15 protein-coding genes and 1 pseudogene are annotated in these 14,785 nt (G+C 39.1%); 8 read left to right on the top strand and 8 right to left on the bottom strand.

Going from position 1 to position 14,785, the window contains the following annotated elements; translation table 11 throughout:
- The first annotated feature begins 25 nt into the window (after positions 1–25).
- Together trxA and BUC12_RS13015 are read left to right on the top strand one after the other, a co-directional pair.
- Entirely contained in the window at positions 26–367 is a 342-nt protein-coding gene (trxA, locus tag BUC12_RS13020; protein WP_062182187.1) for a thioredoxin, read from the top strand.
- Positions 368–468: 101 nt separating this feature from the next.
- Positions 469–816: a hypothetical protein gene (locus BUC12_RS13015; protein WP_062182184.1), complete on the top strand. Its 348-nt coding sequence runs from the start codon at positions 469–471 to the stop codon at positions 814–816.
- 30 nt (positions 817–846) lie between these two features.
- On the opposite strand, the gene BUC12_RS20395 is transcribed toward BUC12_RS13015, so the two are convergent.
- Positions 847–975, bottom strand: a complete 129-nt coding sequence (locus BUC12_RS20395) for a hypothetical protein (protein WP_262485551.1) — start codon at positions 973–975, stop codon at positions 847–849.
- A gap of 312 nt (positions 976–1,287) precedes the next feature.
- Between BUC12_RS20395 and BUC12_RS13010 the strand changes: the two genes are divergently transcribed.
- A complete protein-coding gene (locus BUC12_RS13010) occupies positions 1,288–4,782 on the top strand; it encodes a glycosyltransferase family 117 protein (protein ID WP_062182181.1) in 3,495 nt (1,164 codons plus the stop codon).
- 78 nt (positions 4,783–4,860) lie between these two features.
- Positions 4,861–5,472: pseudogene (locus BUC12_RS13005) on the top strand (polysaccharide deacetylase family protein); the annotation flags it as partial.
- A gap of 28 nt (positions 5,473–5,500) precedes the next feature.
- On the opposite strand, the gene BUC12_RS13000 reads toward BUC12_RS13005, so the two are convergent.
- On the bottom strand, positions 5,501–6,721 hold the full coding sequence (locus BUC12_RS13000) for an S-adenosylmethionine:tRNA ribosyltransferase-isomerase (RefSeq protein WP_062182178.1): 1,221 nt from the start codon (positions 6,719–6,721) through the stop codon (positions 5,501–5,503).
- A 288-nt stretch (positions 6,722–7,009) separates the two neighbouring features.
- On the opposite strand from BUC12_RS13000, the gene BUC12_RS12995 reads away from it, so the two are divergent.
- Both BUC12_RS12995 and BUC12_RS12990 read left to right on the top strand, forming a co-directional pair.
- On the top strand, positions 7,010–8,056 hold the full coding sequence (locus BUC12_RS12995) for a DUF2027 domain-containing protein (protein ID WP_062182175.1): 1,047 nt from the start codon (positions 7,010–7,012) through the stop codon (positions 8,054–8,056).
- A gap of 39 nt (positions 8,057–8,095) precedes the next feature.
- Positions 8,096–8,683 (top strand): LEA type 2 family protein, encoded by a 588-nt coding sequence (locus BUC12_RS12990; RefSeq protein ID WP_062182173.1) that lies wholly within the window; start codon positions 8,096–8,098, stop codon positions 8,681–8,683.
- 64 nt (positions 8,684–8,747) lie between these two features.
- Here BUC12_RS12990 and BUC12_RS12985 read toward each other — a convergent pair whose 3' ends face one another.
- The 3 genes from BUC12_RS12985 to BUC12_RS12975 are packed head-to-tail and all read right to left on the bottom strand — an operon-like array spanning position 8,748 to position 11,261.
- On the bottom strand, positions 8,748–9,599 hold the full coding sequence (locus BUC12_RS12985) for a hypothetical protein (RefSeq protein WP_062182170.1): 852 nt from the start codon (positions 9,597–9,599) through the stop codon (positions 8,748–8,750).
- Positions 9,600–9,602: 3 nt separating this feature from the next.
- On the bottom strand, positions 9,603–10,403 hold the full coding sequence (locus BUC12_RS12980; RefSeq protein WP_062182167.1) for a hypothetical protein: 801 nt from the start codon (positions 10,401–10,403) through the stop codon (positions 9,603–9,605).
- Positions 10,404–10,427: 24 nt separating this feature from the next.
- Positions 10,428–11,261 carry a hypothetical protein gene (locus BUC12_RS12975; RefSeq protein WP_139262060.1) on the bottom strand — a complete coding sequence of 278 codons (834 nt, stop codon included), beginning with the start codon at positions 11,259–11,261 and terminating at the stop codon, positions 10,428–10,430.
- A 310-nt stretch (positions 11,262–11,571) separates the two neighbouring features.
- On the opposite strand from BUC12_RS12975, the gene BUC12_RS20075 reads away from it, so the two are divergent.
- Positions 11,572–11,724: a hypothetical protein gene (locus tag BUC12_RS20075; protein WP_157257555.1), complete on the top strand. Its 153-nt coding sequence runs from the start codon at positions 11,572–11,574 to the stop codon at positions 11,722–11,724.
- Positions 11,725–12,085: 361 nt separating this feature from the next.
- On the opposite strand, the gene BUC12_RS12970 is transcribed toward BUC12_RS20075, so the two are convergent.
- Genes BUC12_RS12970 through BUC12_RS12960 form a run of 3 tightly spaced genes read right to left on the bottom strand, consistent with a single transcriptional unit; the run spans position 12,086 to position 14,422 of the window.
- Complete coding sequence (locus BUC12_RS12970) at positions 12,086–12,868, bottom strand: hypothetical protein (RefSeq protein ID WP_062182161.1); 783 nt, start codon at positions 12,866–12,868, stop codon at positions 12,086–12,088.
- 10 nt (positions 12,869–12,878) lie between these two features.
- A complete protein-coding gene (locus BUC12_RS12965) occupies positions 12,879–13,640 on the bottom strand; it encodes a hypothetical protein (protein ID WP_062182158.1) in 762 nt (253 codons plus the stop codon).
- On the bottom strand, positions 13,637–14,422 hold the full coding sequence (locus BUC12_RS12960) for a hypothetical protein (protein WP_139262059.1): 786 nt from the start codon (positions 14,420–14,422) through the stop codon (positions 13,637–13,639). Before BUC12_RS12960 ends, BUC12_RS12965 begins: the two co-directional genes overlap by 4 nt.
- Before the next feature lie 109 nt (positions 14,423–14,531).
- Here BUC12_RS12960 and BUC12_RS20070 point away from each other — a divergent pair, with 109 nt between their 5' ends.
- Positions 14,532–14,684 (top strand): hypothetical protein, encoded by a 153-nt coding sequence (locus tag BUC12_RS20070; protein WP_157257553.1) that lies wholly within the window; start codon positions 14,532–14,534, stop codon positions 14,682–14,684.
- The last annotated feature ends 101 nt before the right edge of the window (positions 14,685–14,785 follow it).

Raw genomic sequence — 14,785 nt, 5'->3', positions numbered from 1 at the left:
AATAACTAAAAAATAAATTAAACAAATGGCACTAGAAATTACAGATGCGACTTTTGAAGAAGTCCTAAAATCAGACAAATTGGTGGTTATCGACTTTTGGGCAGAATGGTGTGGACCATGCCGTATGGTAGGCCCAATCGTAGAAGAACTAGCCGGAGAATATGCCGACAAAGCAGTTATCGGTAAGGTAGATGTAGACAATAACGATGAGATTACATCAAAATACGGTATCCGCAATATCCCTACAATTTTATTCATTAAGAATGGAGAAGTAGTAGATAAACAAGTAGGAGCTGCTCAAAAATCAGTATTGGTAGAAAAAATCAATAGTCAATTACAATCATCTATCGAAACTAAAATCATATAGATTTCATCAAAAGCGTTCACTTAAAAAAGTGGACGCTTTTTTATTTATTAAAAATTCTCTTCCTTTATAGGCTATAGAAATAATACTACACCTCAAGAATAATGAATATAAACACCACTCCAGAAGAAGAGAAAAGGATATTTCTGACTATTATCAGCCTACTTATAATTATCTTTTTATCTTCTGTTGGCATTGCCAGCACTTATTTTCCTGACAGGGATGGATTATCCGAAATGTTCCTATTAACAGGGATTTTTATAGGTATACCAGTCTTCATGTGGACACTCACATCTATAGCCCGGCAATGCTATACAAAAGGTAGTAAAACATACTTCAAACTCTCCTTTATAACATCACTTATGAAATATATCCTTATCCCGTACTTGATAATTGCATCGGGGATTCTCTTTTTTCTATATAGCATGGGATCCGGACGGCCTTTCAGATAAATACCCTTAATTATGGAAGAATCGAAAAAACTAAAAAGACTCATTATCGTTTACCGGATCATTGCCATTATCCTTATAGCCTTCTTCATATACAAGTGCCTGAAATTCTGAAACGGAATTCCTCAACAGGATAAGTATAAGAATATCCTTAAGATTCATTGATATACATATCAACAAGCCAATAGGCCTCGAATCTGAAAACCTGACAATAGGTACAAAGAAGAGGTTATTAGAAATAACCTTTAAGAAGAAAATCTAGGATAGATTGAAGCAAGAAAGACCAGAATTACGCAAAATCATTACATAAAAGGGCAGAACACAGCGAATAAACAGAATTTAAGACCTTAAAAAAGAATAATGAAAGGCTTTAGTTCCATTCAATTAACTATATTTGCACCTTGATTGAAAAAGAAAAAGTCACATTTAGCGTGTTGCGAAGGCAATAGCTAGTCTAATTATCTGATCGTGAATATGAAAAAATACAACTTAGTCAACAATGTCTTCGGATGGTTAAGTTTTGTAATAGCGGCCGTTGTTTACCTGATGACAATAGAGCCTACTGCCAGTTTTTGGGATTGCGGCGAATTCATCACTTCCGCTTATAAACTCGAAGTAGGACACCCTCCCGGCGCTCCTTTTTTCATGTTGACAGGTAAATTCTTTTCACTCTTTGCGTCCGATCCGTCGCAAGTAGCTATGATGGTTAATGCCATGTCGGCTTTACTCAGCGCATTGACTATCTTGTTCTTATTCTGGACAATTACACATCTTGCAAAAAAACTGGTCTACAGTGATACCTCCAAAGAAATGACTATGGGCGAAATGATCACCATCATTGGCTCGGGTCTTGTAGGAGCTTTAGTATATACATTCTCAGATACATTCTGGTTTTCAGCCGTCGAAGGTGAGGTTTACGCATACTCGTCTATGTTCACCGCTCTGGTATTCTGGCTGATACTAAAATGGGAAAACAGAGCCAATCAGGAAGGTTCTGATAAATGGCTGGTACTGATTGCTTATATGATGGGGCTATCAATAGGCGTTCACTTGCTGAATCTTCTTTGTATCCCTGCTATCGTACTGGTTTACTATTTCAAAAAAGCAGAAAAACCAAACTTTAAAGGTATATTATTAGCACTTATAGGCTCAATTGGGCTCATCGTCGTACTTATGTACGGTATTATTCCCGGATTTACCAAAGTCGGAGGTCAGGTCGAGCTGTTCTTTGTAAACACACTTGGCTTACCTTACAACTCGGGAGTATTCGTTTACCTGATTCTATTATTCGTATCCATAATATGGGGCTTATACGAAACCCTATCGGCTAAAGGTAATCTTCAAAGAGCTAAAATAGCGTTTATACTAAGTATGGTTCTTTCGGGAATCACATTTATCGGATCCAATTGGTTACTGTGGATTGTACTTTTAGGCGGACTAATCTTCTTCTGTGTGAAAAGCAAAAAAGTTACTTTCCGCATGGTAAACACTTCGCTACTATGTCTGTTAGTAATACTGATAGGATACTCTTCTTTCGCACTGATACCTATCCGTTCGGCAGCTAATACCCCGATGGATCAGAACTCGCCCGAAGATGTATTCTCCCTGACTGATTATCTGAACCGCGAACAATACGGAGATTCTCCCCTATTTTACGGACGGACTTATGCTTCTGACGTAAAACGCGATTATAACGGCAGAGCTATTGAAAGCTCCAAGAAAAAGAAATTTGACAAAATCGTAAAAAAATCACCGGACGAAAAAGACCGCTATTTCGTTGCCAGTGAATCACCTTCTTACGATTATACAAATACAATGCTTTTCCCCCGTATGTATTCTGATGACCCAAGGCATATCTCGGGTTACAAAAACTGGGGAGGAATAACCGATCCTAAAATTCCGCCTACATTCTTCGAAAATGTACAATACCTATTCTCTTACCAGATCAATTTCATGTACTGGAGATATTTTATGTGGAACTTCTCCGGCCGTCAGAACGATATTCAATCAATGGGTGGCATCAGTAACGGAAACTGGATTACAGGTATCAGCTTTATAGATGAACATGTTTTGGGCTTAGGGCCACAAGATAACCTTCCACCCGATATTGCAGACAACAAAGGGCACAATGTTTATTACATGTTACCTCTCATATTAGGAATCATCGGGATAATATTCCAACTGTCGAGAAAAAAAGAAGGAGAACAACAGATGTGGATCACCTTCATGCTATTCTTCATGACAGGTCTTGCCATAGTCCTTTATCTGAACCAGAAACCATACGAGCCTCGCGAGCGTGACTATGCATATGCAGGGTCGTTCTATGCTTTCAGTATCTGGATAGGACTGGGTATTGCCGGAATATGGACATTAGCCAAGCGTTATATCCCCGAAACAGCTGCCGCAGCAGTAGTATCCATTATCGGACTTTTAGTACCGATCCAGATGGCATCGCAAAACTGGGACGACCACGACCGCTCGAACCGTTATACAGTACGCGATTTCGGGATGAACTATTTGCGAAGCGTAGCTCCAAACGGTATAATATTCACCAACGGAGACAATGATACATTCCCTCTTTGGTATGCACAGGAAGTAGAAGGTTTTAGAACAGATGTACGTGTATCTAACCTCAGCTATCTGCAAACAGATTGGTATGTAGACCAGATGCGCCGTCAATCTTACGATTCGCCTCCTTTGCCGATCGAATGGGACAAAGCCCACTATATCGGAGACAAGGGTCAATACGCATATGTAATCACTAAAGAGCAGATAGAAGCTTATCTGAAGCAGCAATTAGACCAAGGGTCAAGTAACTCATGGATGAGTAAAGTAGGTGAACAAAACTATAATCTGGGAGCATACTATGACCAGAGTGCATTTACCGATACTGTTCCTTTAGATGAACTGATGAACATACTGCGAAACAATTACAGCTATGTTCCTAAAAATCCGTTCATACAAGGCGACAACGAACTCGTTGTTCCGGGTAATCTTCTCTATATGCAAGTCGATACCAGTAAAGTAGACTGGAAAGCATTGAACAGCAAGCCTCTGCCATTTATGTTTATCAATCTAGGAGGAAAAAGCGTTATTTACCGTCAGGAACTGATGATCATGGAAATGCTGAATAATATCAACAAAGGAAATTGGGAACGCCCTATCTATTTTGCAACCACAGTAGGCTCCGATATGTATATGAACCTGAAACAAAGAAACTTCTCTCTTGAAGGTATGGCATACAGAGTTACTCCAGGTATTGTGAACGAAACAGGTGTAAATACCGAGGTTGCATACGACAATATGGTGAACAAGTTTAAATGGGGAGGAATTGAAAATCCGAAAGTATATCTGGATGAAAATAATACCCGCACAAGCAAAACATTCCGTATTATGTTCGGAGAACTGATTTCGGCGTTAATAGCAGAAGGCAAAAAAGACAAAGCATTATCAGCCCTTGAGCACTGTCTTAAATCAATTCCGGCAGCTACAGTTCCTATGGGAGGAGAATCGGTTTCATTTATTGATTTCTACTATAAACTTGAGCAACCTGAAAAAGCTGATAATATCAGAAAAATAATACAAGACCGTTCGGAACAATCATTAAACTGGTATAATCGCCTGAGTCCTTCGCAAATGAATAACAGTACTGCCGACATTCGCGAGTATTACGACAACATGCTCCGTATAGCTATGGTTTATCAGCAAAACGGGAAAACAGCAGAATACAAAGCAATGATTGAGAAATTGCAAGGATATGTAGAAAAATATTTCCAGAACAGGGCATCAACATTAGGAAATTATGCTCTTAAAAATCTAACGGACGTCTCTATTCGCGGATACTATATGGCCGAAGAAGGATCTGATATACAAAAACTTGAAGAGGATCTTTCACGCAAATCGATGCAGTTGATGCAACAATATAGTCCTGCATTATTACAAGAATATGCAGCGCGAAGCAACGAATAAGAAAAAATTGCATCTAGTATAAAGGTCGGGAATTTTCTGACCTTTGTAACTGGATGTTATTTATATAGTTTAAAAACAATGTTCATAGAGCAACCACCCTTCTTTTACAGGTTTCTCTTTCCGGGAGGAATATGGAGAATGCCAAGCAAAGAAGAAAAAGTAATATACCTCACATTCGACGATGGCCCTATACCGGAGATTACTCCCTGGGTACTTGACCTATTGGATAGGTACAATATAAAAGCTACTTTTTTTTGTGTAGGAGATAATGTCAAAAAGCACCCTGAAGAATACGAAGAAGTATTGAGAAGAGGGCATACCGTGGGCAACCACACATTTAACCACGTACAGGGTATAAGAACACTTTCGAAGAATTATATTAAGAACACGGAAAAAGCTGCGGAATATATCAAATCTACTTTATTTCGCCCTCCACACGGACATATGAGACTTCCCCAGTTTTTCAAATTGAGAAAGGATTACCACATAATTCTATGGGATGTCGTGACCAGAGACTACAGTAAACGCCAGACTCCGGAAGAAGTTCTTGATAACGTGAAGCATTACGCCCGTAACGGTTCTGTTATAGTATTCCATGATTCAGTAAAAGCTGAAAAGAATATGAAATATGCTTTACCTCTGGCTATCGAATGGCTGAAAGAACAAGGCTATGTTTTTAAAACAATAGAAGAAGGACTGGCTGAATATACGCCTGAAACTATCGAAGCAATAGCGACGAATCACCATAACTCAGAAAACGATAATCGTGAGTTAGTGCGTGATTATAGATAGTCTTCCAATCACCTTTTACAAAAGCAGAAACCAATAATAAGAGAGTGCTCTGTGGCTGATGAAAATTAGTGACTATACCTTTCACTATTTTAAATTCGTAGCCCGGAGCAATTATTATTTGTGTATCAGCCAACAACACCTTCATCGAATGACTATCCAGATAATCCAAAATATTTTGTAAAGCCTGCTCTTTAGTAATAGTAGAGTTTGTTTCTTCGTACGGCTGCCATTGCTTCACTAATAGATATCCGGGAGACGGGTCTTTTTCCAATGCTGCACCGATATGGTACAGGCTTTCGATAGTGCGCACAGAAGTAGTACCAACAGCGATAATATTCCCCTGATGATTCAATATATTTTCGATAGTCTCACGACGCACCGAGATAAATTCTGAGTGCATCTCGTGATCACTTATCAATTCACTCTTAACCGGCTTAAAAGTACCTGCACCTACGTGCAACGTAACTTCATCTGTCTTTATTCCTTTCTTGTTGATGTCAGCAAATACCCTTTCCGTAAAATGTAATCCGGCAGTAGGTGCTGCTACAGACCCTTTTATTTTAGAATATAATGTTTGATAAGTTTCTTTATCTTTTTCTTCCGTATCGCGGTTTAAATAAGGCGGAATAGGCAATTCGCCACACGAATCGAGTATATCGGCAAAAGTAAATTGCGAATTATCCCATGCAAATTCGATTATATGTGTATTTCCAGCCGAATGTTTACGTTCTACGGTTATCAGCACCTCTTGTCCTCCGATAGTAATACTTTTCGATAGTTTACCTTCCTTCCATTTCTTAAGGTTACCAACCAGACAATGCCATGAACAACATCCGGTTGATTGAAATACCAGATTATAATCATGCGGCTCATACGGATCAAGGCAAAAAATCTCAATCTGTGCCCCTGTGGATTTTTGAAAATACATCCGAGCCTGAATAACTTTCGTATTATTAAAGATCATCAGGCTATCCGATGGTAAAAAATCAGGAAGAGTAGTAAAAGAACTATCCGTTATCCTACCCTCTTTATAAACCAGTAGACGAGAACTGTCTCTTTCCTCCAAAGGATATTTAGCGATACGATCATCGGGCAGGTTGTAATTGTAGTCTTTAATATGTATTTGACGAGGGTCTAATGATTCCATCTGATAGGGTATAACCAATATAATTACTAGAATAAAGACAAGAGTTAATAATGTCTCTCTTTTGTTTGTCCATCAAAATTACTCAACTTTATACGAATAAAAAAGTATATAGAACACAACAAACGAAATTTCAGAAACAGGGTTAATTGTTATAATTCCTAAAAGCACAGCAAAGAGCCATGTCCTTTCTCTTGTTTATCCGTCAAAATTATTCAACTTTGCACGAAGTATAAAAGAGATTTAAGGTCACAGGCCTTTTTATTATTTTGCAAGTATATAAAACGCATCATGAAGATAGGTGATAAAGTTCGCTTTCTGAATACAACAGGAGGTGGTATAGTAAAAGGGTTTCAAGGTAAAGATGTTGTAATTGTTGATGATGACGGATTTGACACCCCGGTACTAATCCGCGAATGTATAGTTATAGAACCTGCCCACGATACTCAGGTCAGGCAGTCTGTTAAACCACAGAATGTAACGGAACCAACACAGAAAACTTATCAGGAAAAACCCGAAGAAGACACTCCTGTTATCGAAACCAAAGAGGGAGACCTTATTACAGCTTGTCTTGCCTACCTGCCATTAGACGAAAAGAGCCTTTCGACCACTGCGTACGAATGCTATCTGGTGAACGACAGTAACTACTTCCTTTCATACAACTATATGAGCAGGAATGACCATGGATGGGTCAGCCGCGCCGCAGGGTTAATAGAGCCTAATACAAAAATATTTCTGGAAGAGTTTAATAAAACCGATCTCAATGATCTGGAAAAGATCTGTGTACAATTTATAGCTTTCAAAAAAGATAAACCTTTCAGTTTAAAGAATCCGTGTTCAGCCGAAATCCGGTTGGATACCGTTAAGTTTTATAAGCTGCACAGTTTCAGGGATAATGATTATTTCGACGAAAATGCGATCATCTACTACCTGATGAAGAAAGATCTGGTTGAAAAAGAACTTACCATAGAGCCGGAAGTACTAGCTGTGGCAATGAGGGAAAAGCAACAATCGGAACGTCCCAGAATACAACCCGCAAAAAAGAAAGAAACCTCTCCTATTCTCGAAATAGACCTGCATATCGATGAACTTGTTGACTCCACAGCCGGCTTGGAAGCATCGGATATACTCGATTATCAGTTGAGTAAATTCAGGGAAATAATGGACGAGAACAAATCGAACAAAGGACAAAAAATCGTTTTCATACACGGAAAAGGAGAAGGTGTACTCAAAAAAGCGATTCTCGACGAACTTAAGAATAAATACAAACACACCTACATACAAGACGCATCGTTCCGCGAATATGGTTTCGGAGCAACTATGGTTACCATAAAATAATTTTAAACCAACATGCGAGACTTTTAACAACAACATAAAATGAATAAAAAGATTTTAAGTTTAGTATTGTTCGTATCAATACTATTTTCGGGGTGTGGAACAACAGGAAACAGCCTTTCGAGTGCATATAACCTTACTCAATGCGAGTATGAGTACAAAAACATTTCGAACCTGACGGTTTCGGGAATGAATCTGTCGAATGGCATTTCGGCAACCAATTTGCCTAAACTTATTTCGATTCTAGGAGGTACCGCATCTTCTATTCCTATGAACTTTACTCTTAATCTGGATATTAAAAATCCGAATACAGCAACTGCAGCTCTTAACGGATTGCAATATGTTATCAGTATTGATGACATTCAGTTCACCACAGGACAAGTGAACCAGGCATTGAATATTGCCGGAGGCAGTACACAGACATTGCCTTTGAATATTGGTGTTGATCTGGCCACATTAATGACTGGTGATTCGAAAAATGCAGTTCAGAATATTGCTAAGAATTTCATTGGAATAGGTTCTCAGCAGTCAAATGTGAAAGTACAACTGAAACCTACATTTGTAATCGCAGGACAAAGCATTACATCGCCGGTAGCTATTCCGGTAAGCTTTACATTCGGAGGTAAATAAGACTAACTCAAAAATACAAATAAAGCCGGCTTCATTTTGCCGGCTTTATTTATGTCTATCATCTTTACTCTTTAGCCCGGAAAGCGAAAAAGCTCGATCCTTCAACCTCTTTTCCAACATTAACCAAAGTAATACCGGTAACCGCTCCCGGATTAGATACCGATCCGGCAATGAGATAATAATCTTTCGATCCGGTAGTTGTATTATTGATAACATACCTCCCGACTAAAACACTTTTCCCATACTGCCATACAATATACTCGTAATAAGTACCTCCACCTGAGATATCAGTAGTAGGAAACCCGTTTATACCTGAGTTGTATAAAGTAGTATCATCAGCCAATGATGTTTTAACCAATATCCGGTTTCCATTCGAAGCCATACCAGGTGTATCAATTTCCACTATCAAGGCATAAAAGATCGCCCAGCTACCCGAATCAAGGCTGATTTTAGCTTTTGTATTCACAAAGGAAGTTTCACTACCTGAGATGCTAACTCCCGAAGTATCCCACACACCCTGTGATGCACCGGGAACATAATCTTCCCAATAACCGATACCTTGTGCATTACATGTCAAAACCCGATTAGTCAATTGCAACCCATCTTCGAGCCTGAACTGTGGATTAGGTGATAAAGTAGTACCGCCTGTCACAATATGTAATTTCGTTTGTGGAGTAAGAGTCCCGATACCGACATTACCAGTATTCGTAACTGCGACATCATCCAATGCCTGGGAAGCAGAAGGTGTTGTGCCGTCTGAAGGATTATTCCTCTTCGAATCTATCTGCAATATCAGATTATTTGCTACATAATCCGTATTAATCCCTATCTGAGCATGTGTAAACTGTGATGTTATCATCATAACTATAAATATAGCTATTACTCTTATCCTGAATAAAAATAGTATATCTTCCATATCTTAATTATCTTTCATTTTATAAGCAATAATAGTGTTGCCTTCTACCCCTCCTTTTGCAAAATTCATCAGAATACTGTCGGTAGGAGAATTCACCTTTGATGAATATGCCAACACATAGTAATACCGCTTGATAGCAGATGTTTGATTGTGGATGACAATAAAACCATTCAACTGACCATATCCTATAGAATAAGCAACTCCCGAAGCATACTTTGGGCCTACAATATCGGCCGAATAACTTCCTCCTGCAATATCCGAAAAGGAACTTCTTATCCAACACCGATAAAGTAAGCTCGTTGTTTCTGAGGTTTGGAAATTCAACGACATCGAACATGTAACAAGCCACATTCCGGGATTGAGGTAAATATATCCCTGAGTATCAGTAAATATATCCACTGCAACATTTATTGTACTCAACAATACATTTATCCCGGAACCAAGTTGAGCATATACTGTCTGCACTTCCCCGGCATATGCCCAGACAGACTTTCCATTAGCATCCGACCTTAAAACACGGGCATTAAACTGTGACCCATCCTCTATCTTAATAGAACCATTATATTGATCAGAGGTTTTGAGATGAAACTGAGCCTGCGGAACAGCATGTCCGACACCTACATAACCGCTATTAGAGATAAAAATATCATCTGACGTTTGAACCGACGTAGGTGTACCAGTGCCATTATCACCCGACGAATCGATATGTAAAACTCCTGACAAAGGATTAAGGGTGTTTATAGATACCTGCCCATAAATGATTCCACCTAACAGCAAGAAAAGTAAAACAAATATATTTTTCATTACAATACTATTTTCTTTCGTTATTTATAATTCGCGAGGAATGCGATAAGCTACAATATTATCTTCTCCCCAACCTCCTCCAGGACCTCCTATATAAAGTCCGGCAGGAGCTGAATTTCCATTGTATTCTATATTTCCCACCATAAAATAATATACTTTGTCTGCATTAGATTTATTATTGATAATAACAGAACCTGTAAGAATACCAGAATAGTAGCCTGTCCAGAACTGACCCGACACAACACCGAAACCTTCTAAATCCAAAGTTCTAATATTATTCAATGGTTGTCCATTATTTGCCAAGAGGGTTGGATCCGAAAAAGTAGCGCTCACTCCAAATTGATCACTCCCATAATACGCAGTAACGGTAGCGGTTCTGGTTGTTATAAACATTACAACCAGAACAACCCAACGCCCAGGAGATAAAGTTATTGTGGAATTTGTCGCATAGAAATTAGGATTCGTTTCAAGATTCAAATTAGGAGAACTGGTCGATCTATTAAACATCACAGCATCAAAGACGACGAGTTCTTTCCACGTGGCAAGACCGGTATCATCAATAGCAGTGAGTATCTTCCCTTCACTTTGATTTCCATCTTCAAGGATAAAACCAGTTTCGGGAGAAGTGGCAGTACCTTGTGTTTTGATATGTATCCGGGATACAGGGTCAACCGTTCCGATCCCGACATAACCATTGTCTTTTACTACCACATCGTCTCCACTCCCCGAAGTACCGGAAGTATCCGCCTGAGGGTCGATATGGAAAATTCCTTGCGGATTTTGCGTGTTGATTCCTACCTGTGCATGGGATATCCCGAACGAGAATATTCCCAGCAGAAGCAAACATTTCTTTTTCATTGTCATTTCAATTTGAGTTGTTGGGGTCGCACCCCCTTTTGTTGTTTTTAAGGTCGTAGACCTTTTTGTTATTTTTATAAAGAGTTGTTGATTTTGAATGTGGTGATTGTAGGGGTAGGGTTCTTCTTTGCCCGATAATGTGTACTTTATCACAAAGGGCACGAAGTAGGCGCAAAGGGCTCTATATTGTATTTCAGGACAATGGGTAAAGCAGAGCCTTACCCCTACAGTACGTCTTTGAATAAAACCTTTATGTCTTAGTGCCTTTGTGTTTAAATGGCTATTAATTGGTTGAAAGTAAAGCAGCAAAGTGCATACACTGCACCCTGCTGCAATAGACAGTTGGCTTATTGGTAAACGGTTATCCGGAGTAGTTTTCGAACGACAACAAAACAACAATGACTCTACCCGGTACAGCTTACCGAGCCAACTTATTTGGAAATGGATATATACGACGAAGTAAACGAAGGCATAAAAAAATGCTCCGTTATTTTGACACAATAAGAAATTTTGTTTAGTTAACGCAAGTGATGCGTCTCTCTCTCTCTCTCTCTCTCTCTCTCTCTCTCTCTCTCTCTCTCTCTCTCTAATATTTCAGCACACAATATCAAATCTAAACTGTTAAAATTTAGATCATTATTGATATTTTTATGTGTGAAAACCTGAGTCATTCAGAGATTGTAATAGGTTGTTTGTATGGCAAATATAAGGAATGTTTTGATTTTAACAAAAAAAGATAACTTTATCGGATCTGTGATCCAAATAGTAAAAAACAGGGAGGTATACTATTCTTCAAGTCATATCCTCCCTATTCTCCAATTTATTTATCGCATATTTAATCGCTTCACTATGATTTTTGAGGTTCTGGGATCGCCTGTTCCATAATCAGTTATCTGCATATAACCACCGGATGCATTACCGGGTCCAAACCCCAATCTATTTATCAAAGCCAACCTTTGTCCTTTTTGAGCCTTGGTAGCCAGAGCGGTAAAGAATGCAACAGCGTCGTTCGTTTCCGTAGTAATATCCATATAAGCTTCGTATTCATCAACAATATTATTATCCAGAGTCAGTCTAAAGTGAGAAGTAGTCATGGCCTGACTACTTGGTGCAGTTGAATACTTGCCATACCATCTGACTTCGTATATATAGTACCCATCGGTAGGTACGACAAACTCAGATCCTGTTAACGGAATGGTATAGTTACTGTACGCTATATTCTGTGTGGGTAAAGATATAATAGCCTCTATACTGCCTGTAGATGGGGCAACAGACAGCCAATTTGCATTTCCCGAATCATCGGAGGTAAGCATTCTTCCCTCTTCCTGATAACCGTCTATAATCCGGATAGGATAGCTTGCATTCCCTTTATCGATACTTAATTTTGCCAAAGGATTGTGCATCCCGATTCCGACATTCCCTCTGGCATTAATTACTACATCGTTTTGAATTTCCACACCAGATGGAGAAAGGCTATTATCTCCACTTCCGTCTACAACGACTAGCATTCCGGTCGGCATATTACGGGTGTTGATACCTATACATTGCGCATACGACACACAATAGCAAATCATTGTAAATAACCCTATTATAATGTATTTAATCATATCCACTGTTTTAAAAATTCATTTGTAATTCTTTTACTAAAATTCGAGGAGTAGTCCATTGACGTGTTGTTTGAGTCATCACATTGCCCGGTCCTTCTACAGAATGTATATATAGAGCCAGCTTGTCATTAGCATTGGCTGTAGAATACAATGGAATATAACTTGTTATAGCCGATGATCCTATAAAAGGAGTCTGATACCTGAATGAGTCTACTGTAACCCCGTTTCTTTTCAGTATCAACACTATACTGATACGCGAAGCTGTTGCATATGCTGCACTATAATAAGACCACCAACGTATTTCGTACGAGAAAAAGCCATCATGCGGTACCGTAAATTCACTATTCGGCACCAATTGCTCCGATCCAGCAGGTATTGTAGAGGCAGGTATATCAATAATGGGATATACGGTTCCCCGGGGAGGCTGGACTTTTGTCCACAGAGCATTTCCATTACTATCCGAAACCAAAACTTTACCTGTGGGATCACTGGTATCTGTAATCTGTAAAGGATACATACCGGCTACGTTTTGGGTATTCACTTCAAATTTCGCACCCGGGGTTATCGTTCCAATACCGACTTTACCATCTTCTGTGATTACAACATCATCTTGTTGCTGAATATTAGAAGGAACGGCGTTATCCGGATTGGTTGTTGTCGCTGTATAACGGGCATCCAGATGAAACAGGGTATAAGGTGTTTCGGTATTGACACCTATCTGCGCCATTACCGGTAAAGCCGTTAAAATTAATATACCAAGAATATTTCTCATATATCCATACGTTTTACAGTTATCTTACTCGTTGTCCAAGGGATTGTAGTATTGTTTTGTGTCGACTGTCCTGCCGATGCCGGAGAGATTCCGGGACGAACACTGATTGTTACGGTTTTACCCACATCAGCAGCAGTTGCATCGAAGTATAGGGGAAAATAGGCTGTTAAACGATTCCCAAGAGATGTATTAATTGTATTATATGTTTCATACTGATCCATGGTAGTTCCATTTACATTTAAGTAGAAATGAGTAGCAGTAACAGCTACCGCCCCCGAAGTCACAGCCGAATAAGTAGCCCACCAACGGATATCAAAAGCATAATATCCTTCTTCCGGTATTGTAAAACTCCAACCGTTTATTGCGGTTATAGCTGCCGGAAATGTTTGTGCCGGAAGCGATGTTGTTGAATATACCTGTCCTATTTTTCCCTGATATTCATAATCCTGCCATGTAGCCTCTCCATTAGAGTTGATGGCAGTCATAACCCTATCCTTTTTCACATTGGGGTCTACAATTTTCAGTACAGATTTAGGATTCACAGCAGTGGCTCCATCTTCGATAACTAATTTAGCAGAGGGATTTAGTGTCCCGATTCCTACATTGCCATTACTAAGTATAACAAAGTCATTCAATTGTTGTGTTACTGTTGGGGTAGAAGAGTTGTCACTCTTCCCATCAATGTGGAAAATTCCCTGTGGGTTTTGTGTGTTGATTCCTACCTGTGCATGGAATATCCCGAACGAGAATATACCCAGCAAAGGCAAACATTTCTTTTTCATTGTCATTTCAATTTGAGTTGTTGGGGCCTCAGACCCTCTTGTTGTTTTTATAAAGAGTTGTTGATTTTCAGCACCGAATTTATTGATCATTTGAAAGAAAAGCAGCAAAGTGCATACACTGCACCCTGCTGCAATAGGCAGTTGGCTTATTGGTAAATGGTTATCCGGAGTAGTTTTCGAACGACAACAAAACAACAATGATTCTATCCGGTACAGCTTACCGAACCAACTTATTTGGAATTGGATATATACCACGAAGTAAACGAAAGCATAAAAAAATGCTCCGTTATTTTGACACAATAGGAAAATTTGTATTTTAGAAAAATTCTGTTTAGTTAACGCAAGTGATGCGTCTCTCTCTCT

Source organism: Indolivaga macrotermitis, assembly GCF_900128985.1.
GTDB lineage: Bacteria > Bacteroidota > Bacteroidia > Bacteroidales > Dysgonomonadaceae > Dysgonomonas_A > Dysgonomonas_A macrotermitis.
This window is presented reverse-complemented; position numbering and strand designations above follow the sequence as displayed.

Excerpts from the sequence above, each read along its gene's own strand:
- BUC12_RS12995 (WP_062182175.1), top strand. The coding sequence starts at position 7,010 with ATGAAGATAGGTGATAAAGTTCGCTTTCTGAATACAACAGGAGGTGGT.
- BUC12_RS13000 (WP_062182178.1), bottom strand. The coding sequence starts at position 6,721 with ATGGAATCATTAGACCCTCGTCAAATACATATTAAAGACTACAATTAC.
- BUC12_RS13015 (WP_062182184.1), top strand. The coding sequence starts at position 469 with ATGAATATAAACACCACTCCAGAAGAAGAGAAAAGGATATTTCTGACT.
- trxA (WP_062182187.1), top strand. The coding sequence starts at position 26 with ATGGCACTAGAAATTACAGATGCGACTTTTGAAGAAGTCCTAAAATCA.
- BUC12_RS12970 (WP_062182161.1), bottom strand. The coding sequence starts at position 12,868 with ATGATTAAATACATTATAATAGGGTTATTTACAATGATTTGCTATTGT.
- BUC12_RS20395 (WP_262485551.1), bottom strand. The coding sequence starts at position 975 with ATGAATCTTAAGGATATTCTTATACTTATCCTGTTGAGGAATTCCGTT.
- BUC12_RS12990 (WP_062182173.1), top strand. The coding sequence starts at position 8,096 with ATGAATAAAAAGATTTTAAGTTTAGTATTGTTCGTATCAATACTATTT.
- BUC12_RS12980 (WP_062182167.1), bottom strand. The coding sequence starts at position 10,403 with ATGAAAAATATATTTGTTTTACTTTTCTTGCTGTTAGGTGGAATCATT.
- BUC12_RS12960 (WP_139262059.1), bottom strand. The coding sequence starts at position 14,422 with ATGAAAAAGAAATGTTTGCCTTTGCTGGGTATATTCTCGTTCGGGATA.
- BUC12_RS12985 (WP_062182170.1), bottom strand. The coding sequence starts at position 9,599 with ATGGAAGATATACTATTTTTATTCAGGATAAGAGTAATAGCTATATTT.
- BUC12_RS12975 (WP_139262060.1), bottom strand. The coding sequence starts at position 11,261 with ATGAAAAAGAAATGTTTGCTTCTGCTGGGAATATTCTCGTTCGGGATA.
- BUC12_RS12965 (WP_062182158.1), bottom strand. The coding sequence starts at position 13,640 with ATGAGAAATATTCTTGGTATATTAATTTTAACGGCTTTACCGGTAATG.
- BUC12_RS13010 (WP_062182181.1), top strand. The coding sequence starts at position 1,288 with ATGAAAAAATACAACTTAGTCAACAATGTCTTCGGATGGTTAAGTTTT.